Here is a 17,344-nt window from a genome sequence, read left to right as displayed (position 1 = left end):
TGTGCACCTTGCCGTGCTCGGCGGTGATCAGCTCGGCGATGGCGTCACGGTTGGCGTCCAGCAGCGCGCGGAAGCGGAACAGGATCTCCGTGCGCCTGGCCAGTGACGTCTGCCCCCAGGTGGTGAACGCGGTCTTGGCGGCTGCCACCGCGGTGTCGATCTCCTCGGCGGAGGCGAAGGGGACCTGCTTCTCCTGGGCGCCGGTGGCCGGGTTGAGAACGGGGCCGTGTCGCCCGGACGAGCCTGCGTCGGGCTTGCCGTCGATCCAGTGGTGGAGGCTCTTCATCGGTGCGGATTTCCTTTCGTACGGCCGGACTCGGGCTCGGTCGTGGCCGCTGTCGGGCGTGGTGCGCCGCCGCCGGCACGGCACCGGCGGGGGTCTTTCACATCGGGACGAGGAGGCCGGTGGACGCCGTGGCCGTCACTGGCGGACCTCCTCGATGCGGACCGGGCGGTGGTTGCGGAGGGAGGCGGTGGCGGCTTCGGCGACCCGGCCGGATTCGACGGCGTCCGTGACGGTGCAGGGGGAGGGGCGGTCGCCGCGGACCACCTCGGTGAAGGCGGCCAGTTCGGAGCGGAAGGCGTCGGCGAAGCGGTCCATGAAGAAGGTGTGCGGGACACCGGCTGGAAAGGTGGCGCCCGGGTCGGCGGAGCGCAGGGGGAGCTTGTCCTCCAGCCCTGCGGCGATGCTGTCGCGCGAGCCGTGGAGTTCCAGGCGGACGTCGTAACCGCGGGCGTTGTAGCGGGTGTTGGAGACGACGGCGAGGGTGCCGTCGTCCATGGTGAGGACGGTGGCGGCGGAGTCGACGTCGCCGAGGTCGCGGATCCACTCTTCGCCGCGGTTGCCGCCGGTGGCGTACACCTCGACCACCTCGCGTCCGGTGACCCACCGCACGGCGTCGAAGTCGTGGACGCTGCAGTCGCGGAAGATGCCGCCGGAGACGGCCGCGTAGTCGCGCGGCGGCGGGGCGGGGTCGAGGGTGGTGGAGCGGACGGTGTGCAGCCAGCCGAGGTCGCCGCTGTGCAGGGCCTCGCGGGCGGCGACGAATCCGGCGTCGAACCGCCGCGGGTAGCCGATCTGGATGGGGACACCCCGGTCGGCGAGTTGCCGGGCCGTCCGCGCGGCTTCGGCGGCGTCCGCGGCGACCGGCTTCTCGCAGAAGACGGGCAGACCGGCCTCGACGGCGGCCTCCAGCAGGGCGGGATGGGCGTCGGTGGCCGCGGCGATGACGACACCGTCAAGGTGGGCGCGCAGCAGGTCCGTGACGGAGTCGACCGCCTGGGCGTTCAGTTTTCCGGCGACGTCGGCCGCGCGGCCGGGCATGGCGTCCGTGACCACGAGGGTGTCCACCGACGGCAGGCCGCTGAGCGTTTCGGCGTGGAACGCGCCGATCCGCCCCAGCCCGATGAGTCCGATTCTCATACCGTACGAGCCTTTCAGTCGATGGCGCCGATGACGTTCTGGTCCCAGTCGATCACGGAGCCGGTGACGACACCGCTACGCTCCGAGAGCAGGAACACGATGAAGTCGGCGATCTCGTCCACGTTCCCGAGACGGCCCATGGGCAGGTTCTTCGCCGCGTGTTCCCGCCAGTCGTCCCCGGCGCCGTGAAAGGCGCGCTGGGTGGCGTCCTCGCCTTCGGTGTCCGTCCAGCCGATGTTCAGACCGTTGACGCGCACGCGGTCGAAGCGGTGGGCGTGCGCCGCATTGCGGGTGAGCCCCGCCAGACCCGCCTTGGCGGCCACGTACGGAGCGAGGAAGGGCTGCCCGCAGTGCGCGGAGGTGGACAGGACGTTGACGATCGTGCCCGGGGTCTTCCGGGAGAGCATGTCGGCGACGGCGCCCTGCATGAGGAAAAAGGGTGCGCGCAGGTTCACGGCGATGTGCGTGTCGAACAGCTCCGGTGTCGTGTCGAGCAGCGAGCCGCGTGTGGTCAGGCCCGCGCAGTTCACCAGGCAGTCCACTCGCCCGAACCGGCTCACGGTGGTGGCCACCGACGCCTGGGCCTGTGCCACGTCGGAGACGTCCGTCCTCACGAAGACGGCCTGGGCTCCCATGGCGGCCAGTTCCGCCGTCAGCGCCTCGCCGGGTTCGGTACGGCGACCGGTGACGGCCACCGACGCGCCCTCTCGGGCCGCCGCCCGGGCGACGGCAGCACCGAGGCCCTGGCTGCCGCCGCTCACCAGTACGACCTTGTCGTCCAGCAGCGTCATTTTGATCCGTCCTCCAGAGGAATGACAGGCGCCCACTCGGGGTTGGCGAGGGCGGCCGGACGCCGTCCGGCCAGCACGTCGGTGACGCCCCGGGCCGCGTCGGCGTAGGTCACGGCCTCGGCGCGGGTGGTCCAGCCCATCCGGTGCGGGGTGAGCAGTACGTCGGGGTGGTCGAAGAGCGGGTGGTGGGCGGGTGGCTCGGGGTCGTAGACGTCCAGACCGACACCGGAGAGCCGGCCCGAGTTCAACGCGCCCAGTACGGCGTCCAGGTCCACCAGTCCGCCGCGGCCGCAGTTCACCAGGACCGCTCCCGGCTTGGCCGCGGTCAGGAATCCCTGGTCCACCAGATGCCGGTTGGCGTCGGTGAGCGGCGCGTGCAGGGTGATGACGTCGCTCTGCGCGGCCAGCTCGGCCAGATCGGGGCAGTTGATCTCGTCCGGCGGTGCGGTGAACGGATCGTGGGCGAGCACCCGCATGCCGAACGCCTCCGCGAGTGCGGCGACCCGGCGTCCGATGCGGCCGAAGCCGACGATGCCGATGGTCGCGCCGCACAGGTCGCCGACGGCGACCTCGCCACGGCGTGCCCACTGCCCGTCCCGAACCAGTCGGTTCAGCGCTCCGAAGCGTTTGACCAGGTGAAGCGCCATACCCATGACCCCCTCGGCGACCGACTGGGAGCCGCTGTCCGGGGTGATGACGACCGCGATGCCGCGCTGGGTCGCCTCGGCGACGTCCACCAGATCCACACCGACCCCGGTACGCGCCAGCACACGGAGGTGGGGCATCCGGTCGAGCGCGTCCCGGTCGACCACGGCGTCGGCACGGACGATCGCACCGACGGCCGCGGCCAGGTCGTCCGGCCCCGGGTGGGCCACGAAGACGGCCCCTTCCCGCAGCGGTTCCTGGACCAGTGCGGGGTCGACGCTGCCGAGCGCGACGACGGTCGGGGCCGGCACGGTCGGATCAGGCATGGGTTGCCTCGGCGTGCGGCTGCCGTCCGTACGTGGCGTCCTGGACGGTGGTGACGGGGTGCCAGCGCCCGTCCTCGGCCGAGGCGGCGACGGCGGCCAGAACCTGGGCGTCCTGGTGGGCGTCGTGGATGGTCGCGCCCAGTGGCGCGCCACCGCCGAGCGAGGTGAGGAACTTCTTGGCCTCGATCACCTTGAGGTCGTCGAATCCCATGCTGTTGGCCGGTCCGGGCTGGAACCGGGCGTAGTCGCCCATCGAGGCGTTGGCGAGGACCGTGGTGTATCCGACGTCGGGGCCGCCGCGTCCGAGGCAGAGCCGGAGTTCGTTCAGCTGCTCGAAGTTCCAGGATGCGGAGCCGTTGGTGCCGTAGACCTCTATGCCGAGTCCGCACTGCGGGCCCACGATGACGCGGGAGGCTTCCACGGTGCCGACGGCGCCGGTGGTGTGCGGGCCGTCGGCGAACCGGACCAGCGCGGCCACATGGTCGTCGTTCTCGACCGGGGCCATCTCGCCGTCCTCGATGACGGCGAAGTGAGTGCCCGAGCCCATGGGCAGGATGGGCCGCTCGGCGTGCACGGTGGACAGGAGCGAACTGGCTTCGCTGATCGGCCCGACGACGTACTGCACCAGGTCGACGACGTGGCTGAGCAGGTCGCCGAGTGCGCCGCTGCCGGCGAACTCGCGGCGGAAGCGCCAGGAGAGGGCACCGTTGGGTTCGGCCGCGTAGCCGCAGTAGAAGACGGAGCGGATGTTGGTGATCCGGCCGAGCGTGCCGTCGGCGACCAGTTCACGGATGCGCTCGACGGCGGGTGCGCCACGATAGTTGTAGCCGACCGCGGTCTCCACGCCCGCCGCACGCGCGGCGGCGGCGACGTCCGCGGTCTCGGTGGCGTCCCGTCCGACCGGCTTCTCGATCCAGAACGGCTTGCCCGCCTCGGCGGCGGCGATCGCGATCTCGCGGTGCACGTGGTTGGGCCCACAGATGGAGACCACGTCGACCTCGGGGTCGGCGAGGACCTCGCGGTAGTCGGTGGAGGCGCGGGCGTAGCCGAGCACGTCGCGCGCGTAGCGGGCACGGTCGGGTGCCGTGTCGGCGGCGTGCACCAGTCTCGGGCGCAGGCCGAGCTCGGGGTAGACCACGGGGATGGACTGGTAGGCGCGCGTGTGCAGCTTGCCCATCCAGCCGACGCTGATCAGGCCCACGCCGAGCGTTGCCGCGCCGTCGTCGGAGGGGTGATGGTTGACCATGGTGTTGCTCCAGAGGTCGTCAGGACGCGGCGCGCGCCTGGGTGAGGTGGGTGGTGAGGGCGGCGGCGAGCAGCGTGGAATCGGAGCCGATGGCCACGAAGGTCCAGCCTTCGGCGATCCGGGCCGCCGCCTGGGCCCCGTCGTTCACCAGCAGGCCGCACGACTTGCCGTGTGCGGTGGCGGCGGCGCGGACCCTCTCGAGTGCGGCGAGGTAGCGGGGTGCGGTGAGCTGTCCGGGGACGCCGAGGTCGTGGCTGAGGTCGCGAGGGCCGACGAAGAGCACGTCGGCGCCGTCCAGTGCGGCGATCTTGTCGACCTCCTCCAGGGCGGCGGCCGATTCGATCTGCACCACGCCGAGGACCTGGCTGTCGCTGTGCTCCAGCGCGGCGGGGTCGAGACCGAAGCGGCAGGCCCGGTTGTAGGTGGCCACGCCCCGGTCGCCGTTCGGCGGATAGCGCAGGTGCCGCAGTGCGGCGGCGACCTCGTCCGCACTGTCCAGGCGCGGCAGCATCACGCCGGCCGCGCCGAGGTCGAGCACCCGCCCGACGCGGATGCGCTCCGCTGACTCGACACGGACGACGGTCGGCACGCCGTAGGCGGCGGCGGTCGGCACGAGGGCGCGTACCTGTTCCTCGCCGCCCGCGCCGTGCTCCAGGTCGAGCAGCAGCCAGTCGGGCCCGGTGGCGGCGCAGACCTCGCCGATGACGGGCGCCGCGGCGCCGACGAAGGTGCCGACGGTCGTGTGCCCGGTGGCCAGGCGCTCGCGCAGGCGGCCGTGGTCCAGGGGGGAGGAGATCATCCGAACCACCTCTGCTGGGCGAGACCGGCCTCGTACTCGGCACGCAGCGCGGCCACGGTCGGCTGCTCGGCGACCTCGGCGGGAGCGACGTCCCACCAGACGCCCGCGCCGGGCAGGTCCGCGTGCGGGACGACCGGCACGACGATGACCACCGGGCCCTGGTGACCGCGGGTGGAGTCGAGAGCCTCGGCGACCTCATCGGCTGTGGTGGCCCTGACGGCGTGCGCGCCCAGCCCGGCCGCGATGCGGACCAGGTCGACGTCGAGGTAGTCGCTCTCCAGTCGGGCGGGCTTGCCGTCGGCGAGGTCCAGCGAGCCGTCCCGGTAGCGGAACTCGTTGCCGAACTCGGCGCCGTTGCGGCCCATCTGGAGGCGGTGGATGACCTGGTAGCCGTGGTTCTCGGCGATGACGACGGTGACGGCGGTGCGTTCCTGCGCGGCGGTGACCAGTTCGGTGGGCGCCATGAGGAAGGTGCCGTCGCCGATGAAGGCGGTGACGCGGGCGTCCGGCCGGGGTTCGGCGAGCCGGACGCCGATGGCGGCCGGCAGCTCGTAGCCCATGCAGGAGAAGCCGAATTCCAGGTGGCAGTTGCGGCCCTCGGTGCTGTCCCAGACCTTCTGCAGGTCTCCGGGGGGCCCTCCGGCGGCGGCGATGACGGTGTCCCCGGGCTGTGCGTGCTCCTGCATCAGCCCGATGAGCTGACCCTGGGTCAGTACCGCGTCGGTGTCGGTGACGACGTCGGAGTCGGCGGGCACCGCCGTCTTGTCGAAGGCCACGCGCGGGTCGATGGCCTGGGCGCGTACCGGCGCCCACTGGGCGTTCGCCGCTTCGACGCGGCGGCGCCAGGCGGCGGGAGCGGCGATCTCACGGGCTTCGACCTCGTCGGCGAGCGCGGCCAGCGCACGCTTGGCATCGGCCACGATGCCGACGGCACCGAGCCTGCCCGCGTCCTGGATGTCCGGGTTGATGCCGGCGAAGCGCACGCCGGGGTGCTGGAAGAGCGAGTGCGAGGCGGTGGCGAAGTCGGTGAGCCGGGAGCCCACGGTGAGGACGACATCGGCTTCCCGCGCCAGTTCGTTGACGGCGGGGGTGCCTTCCAGCCCGATGCCACCGAGCTGCCACCAGGCGCGCTGCTGCGCGGCGCCCTTGCCGCCGAAGGTCTCGGTGACCGGAATGCCCGCCAGTGCGGCCAGCCGCTCCAGCTCGGGTGTCGCGCCGGAGTAGATGACGCCGCCGCCCGCGATGATCAGCGGCCGCTGGGCCTCGGCGAGCAGCGACGCGACCTGCGCCACCTCGTCCGGGTCGGCGGCCGGGCGGCGGATCTTCCAGACCCTCTCGTCGAAGAAGGCGGTCGGGAAGTCGTACGCGTGAGACTGCACGTCCTGCGGCAGCGAGAGTACGACAGCGCCGGTCTGGACGGGATCGGTGAGCACCCGCATCGCCGCCGGCAGCGCCGTCAGCAGTTGTTCGGGCCGGGTGATGCGATCGAAGAAGCGGGAGACGGGCCGGAAGGCGTCGTTGACCGAGGTGTCCGCCTCGATGGGGTGCTGCAACTGCTGGAGCACCGGGCCCTGGTGGCGGGTCGCGTACGTGTCGCCGGGCAGCAGGAGGACGGGCAGCCGGTTGACGGTGGCGAGGCCCGCGCCGGTCACCATGTTCAGCGCGCCGGGGCCGATGGAGGCGGTGACGGCCAGGGTGGCGTGGCGGCGGGCGTGCTTGGCGTAGCCGGTGGCCAGATGGACGAGGGCCTGTTCGTTGCGGCCCTGGACGAACGGCATCCGGTCCGAGAACTGGTCGAGCGCCTGGCCGAGACCTGCGACGTTGCCGTGGCCGAAGATGCCGAGAGCGGCGGGGATGAGCCGCCGCCGCTCGCCGTCGGCGTCGCTGTACTGGCGGGCGAGGTAGGCGACGATGGCCTGGGCCACGGTCAGCCTTGTGGTGGGCTCGGGAGACGCGCTCACGAGGGTGTTCCTTTCTTGCGTACGACAGACACGAAGGGAGGTGGCTACCAGGGCCGGCCGTGCAGGACGACGGTCTTGGCCTCGGTCATTTCCTCGACGGCGGCGCGCGGGCCTTCCTTGCCGATGCCGCTGCCCTTCAGCCCGCCGTAGGGCATCAGGTCGGCGCGCCACAGGGGGGTCCAGTTGATGTGCACGGTGCCCGCGTCGATCTCGCGGATGGCCTGCACGGCTCCGCTGACGTCGCCGGTGAAGACGCCTGCGCCCAGCCCGTACGCGGTGCCGTTGGCCTGGGCGATCGCCGACCGCCAGTCCTCGGCGGTGCTGACGGCGACGGCGGGGCCGAACAGTTCGTCCTGGCAGAGCGCCGAACCGGGTACCACGTCCGCGACCACCGTGGGGGCCACGGCCGCTCCGTCCCGCTGACCGCCGGTCAGCAGCCGGGCGCCGCCGGAGACGGCGTCGGCGATGGACGCCCTCACGCGCTCGGCCTCCTGCTCGGTGATCAGGGTGCCCATCCCGGTCTCCGCCGACGCGGGGTCGCCCGTGCGGATCGCTTCGACCTTGGGCACGAGCGCGTCCAGGAAGTCGCCGCTGATCGCGGGATGGGTGATGACGCGCTGCACGGAGATGCAGACCTGACCGGCGTTGATGTAGCCGCCGAGGGCGACCGCCGACGCGGCGGCCTCCAGATCGGCGTCCGGCAGGATCACGACCGGGCAGGAGGCCCCCAGCTCCAGCGACAGCTTCTTCACACCGGCGATGCGGGTGATGTGTTCACCGGTGCGGGTCGAGCCGGTGAAGGAGATCTTGCGCACCCGGGGGTCCGAGACCAGGGCGTCGCCGAGGACTCCGCCCGGCCCGGTGAGTACGGAGAGCACCCCCTCAGGCAGCCCGGCGTCGACGAAGCACGCGGCGAGCGCGAGCGCGGTCAGCGGTGTCGTACGCGCGGGCTTGAGCACGACGGCGTTCCCGGCGGCCAGCGCGGGCGCGAGCTTGTGGAGCACCAGGAGCGCGGGGTAGTTGAACGGGGTGATGGCGACGACCACCCCGCACGGCTGGCGGAGGGTGAAGCCGACCTTGTCGTGTCCGGTGCCCTTGTTGGCGTCCAGCGGCAGCGTGTCGCCGTACAGGTGGGCACCCTCGAAGGCGGCCAGCCGGATGATGTCACCGGAGCGGCCGGCCTCGCCGGTCGCCTCGGTGATCGTCTTGCCGGTCTCGGCGCTGATCAGGCCAGCCGTCTCCGCGGCTCGCTGGTCGGCCAGTTCGGCCGCGCGGAACAGTATCCGCATCCGCTCGTGGGCCGGCGTCGCGCGCCAGACGGCAGCGCCCGCCTCGGCGGCGGCCAACGCCGCCTCCACGTCCTTCAATCCGGCCACCGGCACGGCTCCGACGGCCGTGCCGTCGAACGGGGAGGTCACCTCCTCGGTCGTGCCTGATGCCGAAGACACCCAGGCGCCGCCGATCAGCATGTCCACCATGACAACCAACCAATCCTTGAGGGCTGCTTACGAAACGAAGGGGTCAGCGCGTCGTGCTGAACGCGGCGTCGAACTGCCGGTCGGACGCCTCCGCGGCCACCGAGCGGACGAAACGCAGCGCTTCCGGAGCCGCGGTCTCCCGGTCCAGGCCGACGTCCTCCCACTCGACGGAGAGCGGGCCGTCGTAGCCGATGCGGTTGAGGGCGCGCATGATCTCCTCCCAGTCGATGGCGCCGCGCCCGACGGTGCGGAAGTCCCAGCCGCGCCGGGGATCGCCGAAGGGGAGGTGGGAGGCGATGATGCCGTTACGGCCGTTCAGGCGGCGGGTGGCGTCCTTGCAGTGGACGTGGGTCACGCGGTCGCCGTGGCCCTCCAGGAAGGCGACCGGGTCGACCTGCTGCCAGTGCAGGTGGCTGGGGTCGAAGTTGATGCCGAACGCCGGGTGCTGCATGGCCGCGAGCGTGCGCTCGGTGGTCCAGTAGTCGTAGGCGATCTCGGCGGGGTGGATCTCCAGGCCGAAGACGACGCCCTCGGCCTGGAAGACGTCCAGGATCGGGGTCCAGCGCTCCACGAAGTCGTCGAAGCCCGCGTCGATCGTCTCCGCCGAGACGGGCGGGAAGCCGGCCAGCATGTACCAGATGCTGGAACCGGTGAAGCCGTTGACCCGGGTGACGCCGAGGGCGGCGGCGGCCCGCGCGGTGTCGGCCATCTCGGCGGCGGCCCGGGCCCGTACGCCCTCGGGTTCGCCGTCGCCCCACACGTGCGGCGGCAGCACGTCGCGGTGGCGGTGGTCGAGGGGGACGTCGCAGACGGCCTGGCCGGTCAGGTGGTTGGAGATCGCCCAGACGTCGAGGCCGTTGCGCTCCAGCAGGGCGCGGTGCCGCTTGACGTACCCCGGGTCGGTGACGGCTTGGCGAACGTTGAAGTGGTCTCCCCAGCAGGCCAGTTCGAGGCCGTCGTAGCCCCACTGGCCTGCCTTCGGGGCGAGTTCCTCGATCGGCATGTCGGCCCATTGGCCGGTGAAGAGCGTGACAGGACGTCGGCTCATGGTGGCTGCTCCGCTTCAAGCGCTTCAGGTGCGCAGCCGCAGCTGCGCCGGACGATGAGGTCGAGGGGCACCCGCGTCTCGGTGCGGGGTGCGGTTTTCGGGGCGACGCCGGACTTGCCGGCGTCGAGTGCGTCCAGCAGCATCCGCGCACCGACCTCACCGAGCTCGCGGTCGTGTCGGCCGAGGGCGGTCATCGGCGGGTCGAGCAGGTCGCTGGAGACCGGGTCGTCGAAGGAGACCAGGGCGATCTCCTCGCCGACCTCGTGCTGGTCCGCGCGCAGCTGGCGGAGGGCACCGAGCGCGAGGGTGTCGCCTGCCGCGACGATGGCGGTCGGCGGCTCCTCCACCCGCATGAGTTCGGCCACCGCCCGCTGCGCACTGGCCTCGGTCCACTCGTAGTCGCCGTAGGCCAGGTACTCCGGGGGCACCGGCAGCCGCAGCCTTCCCATGACGTTGCGGAAGGCTTCCAGCCGCTCGGTGGCGGGTGCGTTCTCCAGGCGCTGGATCCGGTCGGTCGGGCCGGGCGGTACGCCCAGGAAGGCGATCCTGGTGTGTCCGTGGACCTGCGCGAGGTGTTCCACGAGGGTGCTCATGCCGCCGGCGTTGTCGGGGCTGACATAGCCCAGGCCGGTGTCCCGGATGATGTGGTCGAAGAAGACGACCGGTCCCCGGTCCGGGACGTAGCCGCCGCTGGTGGCGACGAGCAGGCCGTCGACCTGACGGGCCTGCAGCGTACGCAGGGCGGCGGCCTCGCGCTGGGCGTCACGCTCGGTGTTCATCACGACCACCTGGTAGCCGGCCGCTTCGAGCACGTTCTGCGCCGCCTTCAGTACCGTGGCGTAGAAGGCGATGGCGATGTCGGGGACGACGACGCCGACGAGCATGGACGACTGGGTGCGCAGTGACCGCGCGGAGATGTTGCGCCGGAAGTTGAGCGCGGTGGCTGCCTCGAGGACCTTCTGCCGGGTTTCCGCGGGGATGCGGGGGTTGCCGTCCAGCGCCCGGCTGACCGTGGATACGGACACTCCGGCCATCGCGGCGACGTCGGTCAGGGTGGGACGGCGTCGGTGGGACGGATCGGCCGGACCGGGGTTCTGGTCCTGGGTGGAAGGCATCGGGGCTCCTCACAAGGGCGGTCTCTGCGGCGAGCGGGTCCTACTTGGTCGCTCGGGCAAAGAGACTGCCACGGGTCAGGACCGAGTCCACAGTCGCCGCGAGGACGAGGATGGATCCCTCGGCGACGTACTTGACCACGGTCTCCGCACCGATCAGGTCCAGGCCGTTGGAGATGGAACCGATCACCAGGGCGCCGAGCAGGGCGTCCCAGACGCTGCCTCGCCCGCCGAACAGGCTGGTTCCGCCGATCACGGCCGCGGCGATGGATTCCAGCAGCACCGTGCCGGTGCCGGAGGAGGCCGACACGCCGAGCAGACGGGAGGCGGCGAGGATGCCGCCGAGCGCCGCCAGCGCACCGGCCAGGCTGAAGGCGATCATCTTGGCCCTGGCCACGGGGATCCCCGCCCGGCGGGCGGCGTCCGGGTTGGCTCCGACGGCGTAGAGGTGCAGGCCGAAGCGGGTCTGCGTGGTGACGTAGCTGAAGACGGCGAGCAGCGCGAAGAGGATCACCACGGGGAGGGGCACACCGAGGTAGCTGTTGAGGACCGCCACGGCAGTGACACCGGCGGCGGCGATCACGACGCCGGGGACGGCGACTTCGCGCGCCATGCTCACGTCCATGCCGCGGCGCCGGGACTCGCTCACGGCCAGCAGACGCAGCAGGACGAACGCCGCGATGCCCATGACCATGAACGCCCACCCCAGGGCGGGAGGCAGGTACGTGCTGGAGAGCTTGGCGATGCCGGTGCCGAAGAGGCTCACCTGGCCGGTGCCGCCGGGCAGCAGGACCAGGATCGCGCCGAGCAGGGCGAGCTGGGCACCGAGAGTGACGACGAAGGACGGCACGCCGAACTGGGTGACGATGGCTCCCTGGAGCAGGCCGACCGCCGCTCCGGCCGCGATCCCGACCAGCAGGCCGAGCCAGGAGGGCCAGTGGTGGTTGACCACGAGGATCGCGGTGAGCGCCGCCGCCGCGCCGCTGTTGGCAGCGACCGAGAGGTCGATCTCGGCCAGCAGCAGGACGAAGACGATACCGAGGGCGATCGTAGCCGTGACGACGATCTGCACCAGCAGGTTGGTGATGTTGCGGTTGCCCAGGAAGGCACTGTCCTGGGCCGTGAAGAAGGCCCAGATCACGGCCAGCATGAGGACGACGGGCACGAATCGGTACCGTCCCGCGATGGCGTTGAGCGCGCTGCGGCCGCGGGACTGGCGGACCTCGACGCGCGAGACGGACGGCGGGGAGGCGGTGGCGGCGACAGCCGCAGGCGTCTGGTTCGATGTGGTCATGGGGCCGAGATTCCTGTGATGGCGGCGACGAGCTGGTCCGAGCTGGTGGTCCGTTCGGCGTTGTCGAACTCGGCGACCTTGTTGCCCAGGCGCAGTACGACGATGCGGTCGGCGACGTCGAGGACGTCGCGCAGGGCGTGCGAGATCAGCACGATCGCGCAGCCGTGTTCGGCGCGCAGCCGGCGGATCAGGTTGAGGACACCGGTGCTCTGCTCGACGCCGAGCGCTGCGGTCGGTTCGTCCATCAGGACCAGCCGCGGGTCGGAGAGGGTGGAGCGGCAGACCGCGATGGACTGCCTCTGGCCGCCCGAGAGCCGGCCGACGGGCGTGCGCAGCGAGGGGATCTTGGCCCCGAGGCGGCGGATGGTCTCCTGCGCCCGGTGCTCCATGTCCGCGCGCCGCAGCCGCGCGCCGCGCAGCAGGGGGCGGGTCTCCTCGCGTCCGAGGAAGAGGTTCTGGACGGTGTCCAGATTGTCGCAGAGGGCGAGGTCCTGGTAGACGGTCTCGATGCCGAGCGCCGTGGAGTCGACCGGGCGGCGCAGCTCGACCGGCTTGCCGTCGAAGAGGATCTCGCCGCCGTCGGCCGGCTGGAGACCAGAGATGATCTTCATCAGGGTCGACTTGCCGGCGCCGTTGTCGCCGACGACGGCCACGATCTCGCCCTGGCCGACGGTGAGGTCGATGCCCTCCAGAGCGTGCACGCCGCCGAAGAGCTTGACCACCTGGCGCAGTTCGAGGAGCGGGGCCGCCGTGGTCACGGCGGCCGTTGCCTTGCTCATCCCATTTCCTTCTTGCAGGTCTCGGTCGCGGCCGCGGGGCCGGTGCAGATCTGCTTCCACGTCCACACGCCGTCCTTGACGAGCGTCGCGACCGTGTCGGCATGCAGGTCCTGCACGGGGAGGAAGGCCGCCGGGACGCCGGGCTTCATGAAGCCGTTGTCCACGTAGCCGTCGATGTCACTCTTGTTGATCTTGCCGTTCTTGAGCAGCTGCACCGTCAGCTCGGCGGCCTTCGACGCCTGCAGCTTGAACGGCTTGTATACGGTGCTGTACTGGTAGCCGAGCAGGATGTACTGGACCGCCTGCAGGTCGGCGTCCTGGCCGCCGATCACCGGCACCTTGCCGGCCAGGCCCTGCGCCGTGAGTGCGGCGATGACACCGCCGGCGGTGCCGTCGTTCATCACCACCACGCCGTCCAGGCGGTTGCCGGTCTTGGTCAGACACTGCTCCATCTCGGACTGCGCCTTGGCCGGGTCCCAGTTGGGGGTGTACGTCTCACACGCGACCTTGACCTTCCCGGCCGCGATCAGCGGCTTGAGGTACTGGTCCTGCCCCTTCTTGTACCGGGCCGTGCCGTAGTCGCCCTGGTTGCCGTAGATGCGGGCGATGACCTTGGGCTCGGCGGTCGTGCCGCTGGAGAGGAGCGCGGCGGCGTCCTTGCCCTGGTTCTGGCCGACCGACAGCGAGTTGAAGACCACCTGCGCCGCCGCGTCGCCGCCGCGTGCGTCGTGGTCGTAGAGCAGTACGGGAACCTTGGCGGTGGACGCCTTCTGCAGTGCGCCACCGGCGATGTAGGGGTCGGCGGCGACGAGCACGATCGCGGACGCGCCGCCGGAGACGGCGGTCTCCACCTGCTGGACCTGCTTCTGCGGGTCGTTCTCGGCGTTCTGGATGACGACCTTGACGTCAGGCATGGCCTTCTTCATCGCAGCCTGGAAGTCGGGGCCGTCCTGGCTGGTGAAGCGGACGGTGGTGGTGTTGGGCAACAGCATGTAGACGGTCTTGCCGCCACCGGCGGAGCTACTGCCCCCTGCGCCGGAACCGCACGCGGCGAGCAGCAGCGCAGCCGCCGGCAATGCGGTCATGCGGACGGCGAGTCTTCGCTGTATGGGTGAACGACTCATGGATGGCACTCCTTCGTGGATCCGGCTCCCGGCGTGCGCAAACCTTTGCACGCACGTTTCGGAGAGGTCAATACTCCTCGCTAAAGAAGCTGTGATCGTCGAGATATCGTTTGCACAGCGGCCTGAGGTGACGAGATGATGGCGCTACCCAAAGCCCCCCTCGGCCATTGGTACTTACCGATGGGTAGTGCCAAGGTGGCGTGGACGGACGCCCTCCCCGCTGTCGCCTGCAGGGGCGGTCACCGTTGGCGGAGACCGTCGGGACGGCCGCTCGTGCCGTCGGGTGCGGGACCGGTTACGGCGACGCGGCGCCGACGGGAGTCGGCCGCAGAGATCGTTCGCCGTGTGGCCGGTGCCGCATGGGGACGGGTGGCGTTGCGGGAACAGGCCTTCACCTGTCGCTCAGGGCCGAGGGTGCCCGGCTCTGCCGAAGGGCGATGTCTGTCAAATCCGGGGGCAGTCGAAGGCTTCCAAGCGAGCGCGGACACGCCTTTCGCGGACTGCCCCTGCATCCCGCCCGGCTCATCCGTCACCGTGTGCGGAAGAATTCCGGGCATGGAACAGGTGCTTCAGGCCGGCGTCCTCGTGGGCGCCACCTTCGTCACCTCCGCTCTTTCGGCGGTGGCCGGATTCGGTGGCGGGGTGTTGCTGCTGCCCGTGTTCGTCGCCGTCCTCGGTACCCGTGACGCCGTCGCGGTGCTCACTGTTGCCCAACTGGCCAGCAACGGGAGCCGGGTGTGGTTCAACCGCCGAGAGGTCGACCGGCGCCTGGTCGGCAGGTTCGCCCTCGGTGCCGTACCTGCTGCCGCCGTCGGCGCGTTGCTGTTCGCTACAGCGCCACTGCCTGCACTCACCCGCCTGATCGGAGTGTTCCTGCTGGTGACGGTGGCGTGGCGACACTGGAAGCCGCACGTCGCCCACCTGGACGCCGCCGCGTTCGCCGCCGTTGGCGCGGCCTCCGGCTTCGGTTCCGCCCTGGTCGGCTCGATCGGCCCGATGGTGGCACCGTTCTTCCTCGCTCGCGGCCTGGTGCGCGGCGCCTACATCGGTACCGAGGCCGCGTCCGCGGTGGTGATGCACCTGGCCAAGCTGATCGTCTTCGGTGCGGCCGCGCTCTTGACCACCGCCAGTGCCCTTGTCGGCCTGGCACTCGCACCAGCGGGCGTCGGCGGCGCCTGGGTGGGCAAGAAGGTCGTTGACCGACTGCCCGCCCGCGCCTTCGTGAGCGTGGTCGAAGTCGGCCTCATCGCCTCCGGTCTCCTGTTGGCCGTCACCGGCGGCTGATCCTCCTGACCGACCGGGCCGGCCGGGACCGTGAACACGGGCCTCGGAACCGGACGAGGCCTTCGACGCGAGCCGACTGATTGTCAAGTACTGCCCGCATACGTCGACGAGCCTTGCCCGCTCTCGCCCACGGGACCAGACATGATCTTGGTTGGCGGTGCGTGGAGTTCTCGCGGTCGAACAACGGGCATTGCTGGAGTCGTCGTTGCCGAAGAGACAGAATCCTGGTCGGTCGGCAACGTGGAGTCGACGGCAGCTGTTCGACGGCGCACGGTCCCAAGTCCACACAGGCATTTCTTGGCGGGACGTGCCCGAGGCGTACGGGGGTGTGGGGCCGGGTGAGTGATGGCGTGGGGTAGCTCGGTGGCTCCCCGCGCTTCGAAGCCCTCCCGGGTCATATCAGGGTGCCCTTCCGCCGGGTAGGCCACGCACGTGTGCGCGCAGAGAAGGCGTACGCCTCCCGGAAGAACCGTGCTTGCCTGCGCGCGATCTGCTGCATCTCGGACGAGGCCGACCGCGTCCGAAGCCGCGGGAATCGCGGTTCGCGCGGTGGCCGCCCGCCGAAGTTCTCGCTTCGGGTGCCGTGGCCACCCGGTACGACGACTTCACGGTTGGCTACGGGGACCGTCCGGCTGGGCCGCAGCAAGGCAAGGGGACGAGGTCGCTCGAAGTCCGTGGGGCTGTGGACCGGTCGGGTCTTGAGTCGGACGTGGTCCCCGACAGCGAACGGGTCACGTCGGAAGCTTTGGTGAGAGCAGCGGGAGGCTGGGGGTGGTGGCCGAGTCTGCCGCTGGACACGGACACGGACACGGACGCGGTCGGGAGGGGGGAGAGTCCGAAGCGGCGATCCGTGGATCACTCTGCCACTCGGCGATCCGCGCTTCCCGCTGGGACAGTTCGCCGACCGGAACCACGGCTGTCCGAGCGGAAGTCTCCTGTTACGCGACCGCGCAGGTCGAAGCCAATCGACTCCGCAACCGCCAGGCACCATCGGCGAGATCGCCCGGGCCGCCCCATGATGGTGGATCGGTCGATGGCGGACATGCGGACCCGTTGAGCGACCGGCGCCGGGTACGAGCGCACCCCTGGTGCCGGCCGAGCTGAGTGGAGTCGCCCAATGCTGCCTACGGCTGCGGCGGGCGTGGCTGTTCCTGCCGTGGGGAACCGCCGTCGTGGGAGAACTGACGGCGGTTCCCGACGAAGGCGTCAGCAGACGGCGTACGGGTCGATGCCGTTCCACGCCTCGCGCCATGCCTCGGAAAGCCTGTCCTGGACCAGACGGGGTTCCACGTCGAACGAGAGGCAGGCCCGCCCGCGAGGCGTGAAGGCAGGCCAGGCCGGCAGTGTCCGGGTCGCAGGGTGCTTGACCTCGAACCGGCAAAGACGTGAGGGAACGCGCTGCTTCGCGTGATGATGACCGCCGGCGCGGTTGAACCCGAGGAACCGCTGAGCCAAGGCCCTTGACAAGTCCGCGTGTCGGCAGTCAGCAGGAGTGCTCCGCGCTCGGCTGGCTCTTGAGGAGCGGCCCACGAGTCTCGGACGCGCCTGACCGGGCTGCGGTTGTCGCGTAGGGCGGTCCAAGTGGCAACGTGGCCGCCCATCAGATCCGCGACAGCGTTGGAGGGGGCGCAGCCTGCACTGTCGGGCCGACTGAGCCGGATGAGTTGAGCGGCGGCGATCGGGTCGGAGAAGGAGTACTGCTCTGCGTTTGCCTAGTTGTTGCTGGTCACCGGCGAGGGCGGTACGCGTCAGATGCCGGTCGATGCGTCGCTGCAGGGCGAGCGCTGTGCCGCTAGTGCTCTGACCGCATAGGTTCGCCGGGTTGGCGGTCGTGGCGGTTGAATGGGCGGTGAGGTTCTCATCAGCTTGCCTCCACCGTGCAGGCCGCGCCCTCATCTGTGTGATACCGGGGTCTGGCGGGATCCGCCGACAGGGGTACGACCAAGTAGCCCTGGAGCCGGACGTGTTGCGGAGAACCAGGGCCTAGCTTCGACTGCATGATCTCCAGACGTCGCAGGGCCACTGTGGCCACTC

General features: G+C 70.9%; 15 protein-coding genes. 2 read left to right on the top strand and 13 right to left on the bottom strand.

Going from position 1 to position 17,344, the window contains the following annotated elements:
- The 13 genes from ABZ490_RS50905 to ABZ490_RS50845 all read right to left on the bottom strand — a co-directional run.
- A partial coding sequence (locus ABZ490_RS50905) for an aldehyde dehydrogenase family protein (protein WP_359007456.1) occupies positions 1 to 286 on the bottom strand: 286 nt, incomplete at its 3' end.
- A gap of 135 nt (positions 287 to 421) precedes the next feature.
- Positions 422 to 1,423 carry a Gfo/Idh/MocA family oxidoreductase gene (locus ABZ490_RS50900; RefSeq protein ID WP_359007453.1) on the bottom strand — a complete coding sequence of 334 codons (1,002 nt, stop codon included), beginning with the start codon at positions 1,421 to 1,423 and terminating at the stop codon, positions 422 to 424.
- A gap of 14 nt (positions 1,424 to 1,437) precedes the next feature.
- Positions 1,438 to 2,214, bottom strand: coding sequence for an SDR family oxidoreductase (locus ABZ490_RS50895; RefSeq protein WP_359007450.1), 777 nt, complete (start codon positions 2,212 to 2,214; stop codon positions 1,438 to 1,440).
- A complete protein-coding gene (locus tag ABZ490_RS50890) occupies positions 2,211 to 3,185 on the bottom strand; it encodes an NAD(P)-dependent oxidoreductase (RefSeq protein WP_359007447.1) in 975 nt (324 codons plus the stop codon). The genes ABZ490_RS50895 and ABZ490_RS50890 overlap by 4 nt, the downstream gene beginning before the upstream one ends.
- Positions 3,178 to 4,431, bottom strand: a complete 1,254-nt coding sequence (locus ABZ490_RS50885) for a Gfo/Idh/MocA family oxidoreductase (RefSeq protein WP_359007444.1) — start codon at positions 4,429 to 4,431, stop codon at positions 3,178 to 3,180. Before ABZ490_RS50885 ends, ABZ490_RS50890 begins: the two co-directional genes overlap by 8 nt.
- A 19-nt stretch (positions 4,432 to 4,450) precedes the next feature.
- A complete protein-coding gene (locus tag ABZ490_RS50880; RefSeq protein ID WP_359007442.1) occupies positions 4,451 to 5,230 on the bottom strand; it encodes an aldolase/citrate lyase family protein in 780 nt (259 codons plus the stop codon).
- Positions 5,227 to 7,191: a 3D-(3,5/4)-trihydroxycyclohexane-1,2-dione acylhydrolase (decyclizing) gene (iolD, locus tag ABZ490_RS50875; protein ID WP_359007439.1), complete on the bottom strand. Its 1,965-nt coding sequence runs from the start codon at positions 7,189 to 7,191 to the stop codon at positions 5,227 to 5,229. Before iolD ends, ABZ490_RS50880 begins: the two co-directional genes overlap by 4 nt.
- Positions 7,192 to 7,235: 44 nt before the next feature.
- Positions 7,236 to 8,669 carry an aldehyde dehydrogenase family protein gene (locus tag ABZ490_RS50870; RefSeq protein WP_359007436.1) on the bottom strand — a complete coding sequence of 478 codons (1,434 nt, stop codon included), beginning with the start codon at positions 8,667 to 8,669 and terminating at the stop codon, positions 7,236 to 7,238.
- Between the two features lie 43 nt (positions 8,670 to 8,712).
- Positions 8,713 to 9,717, bottom strand: coding sequence for a sugar phosphate isomerase/epimerase family protein (locus ABZ490_RS50865; protein ID WP_359007433.1), 1,005 nt, complete (start codon positions 9,715 to 9,717; stop codon positions 8,713 to 8,715).
- Entirely contained in the window at positions 9,714 to 10,832 is a 1,119-nt protein-coding gene (locus tag ABZ490_RS50860; RefSeq protein ID WP_359007430.1) for a LacI family DNA-binding transcriptional regulator, read from the bottom strand. The genes ABZ490_RS50865 and ABZ490_RS50860 overlap by 4 nt, the downstream gene beginning before the upstream one ends.
- Positions 10,833 to 10,872: 40 nt before the next feature.
- A complete protein-coding gene (locus ABZ490_RS50855; RefSeq protein ID WP_359007428.1) occupies positions 10,873 to 12,123 on the bottom strand; it encodes an inner-membrane translocator in 1,251 nt (416 codons plus the stop codon).
- Positions 12,120 to 12,902: an ATP-binding cassette domain-containing protein gene (locus ABZ490_RS50850; protein WP_359007425.1), complete on the bottom strand. Its 783-nt coding sequence runs from the start codon at positions 12,900 to 12,902 to the stop codon at positions 12,120 to 12,122. Before ABZ490_RS50850 ends, ABZ490_RS50855 begins: the two co-directional genes overlap by 4 nt.
- A complete protein-coding gene (locus ABZ490_RS50845; protein WP_359007422.1) occupies positions 12,899 to 14,026 on the bottom strand; it encodes a sugar ABC transporter substrate-binding protein in 1,128 nt (375 codons plus the stop codon). The genes ABZ490_RS50850 and ABZ490_RS50845 overlap by 4 nt, the downstream gene beginning before the upstream one ends.
- Positions 14,027 to 14,581: 555 nt before the next feature.
- On the opposite strand from ABZ490_RS50845, the gene ABZ490_RS50840 reads away from it, so the two are divergent.
- A complete protein-coding gene (locus tag ABZ490_RS50840; protein ID WP_359007419.1) occupies positions 14,582 to 15,310 on the top strand; it encodes a sulfite exporter TauE/SafE family protein in 729 nt (242 codons plus the stop codon).
- A 157-nt stretch (positions 15,311 to 15,467) separates the two neighbouring features.
- Positions 15,468 to 15,656, top strand: coding sequence for a transposase (locus ABZ490_RS50835; protein WP_359007416.1), 189 nt, complete (start codon positions 15,468 to 15,470; stop codon positions 15,654 to 15,656).
- Positions 15,657 to 17,344 lie beyond the last annotated feature (1,688 nt).

Source organism: Streptomyces sp. NPDC005811, assembly GCF_040630405.1.
Lineage (GTDB): Bacteria > Actinomycetota > Actinomycetes > Streptomycetales > Streptomycetaceae > Streptomyces.
The sequence above is the reverse complement of the archived record's forward strand: the minus strand, read 5'-3'. Positions and strand labels throughout refer to the sequence as shown.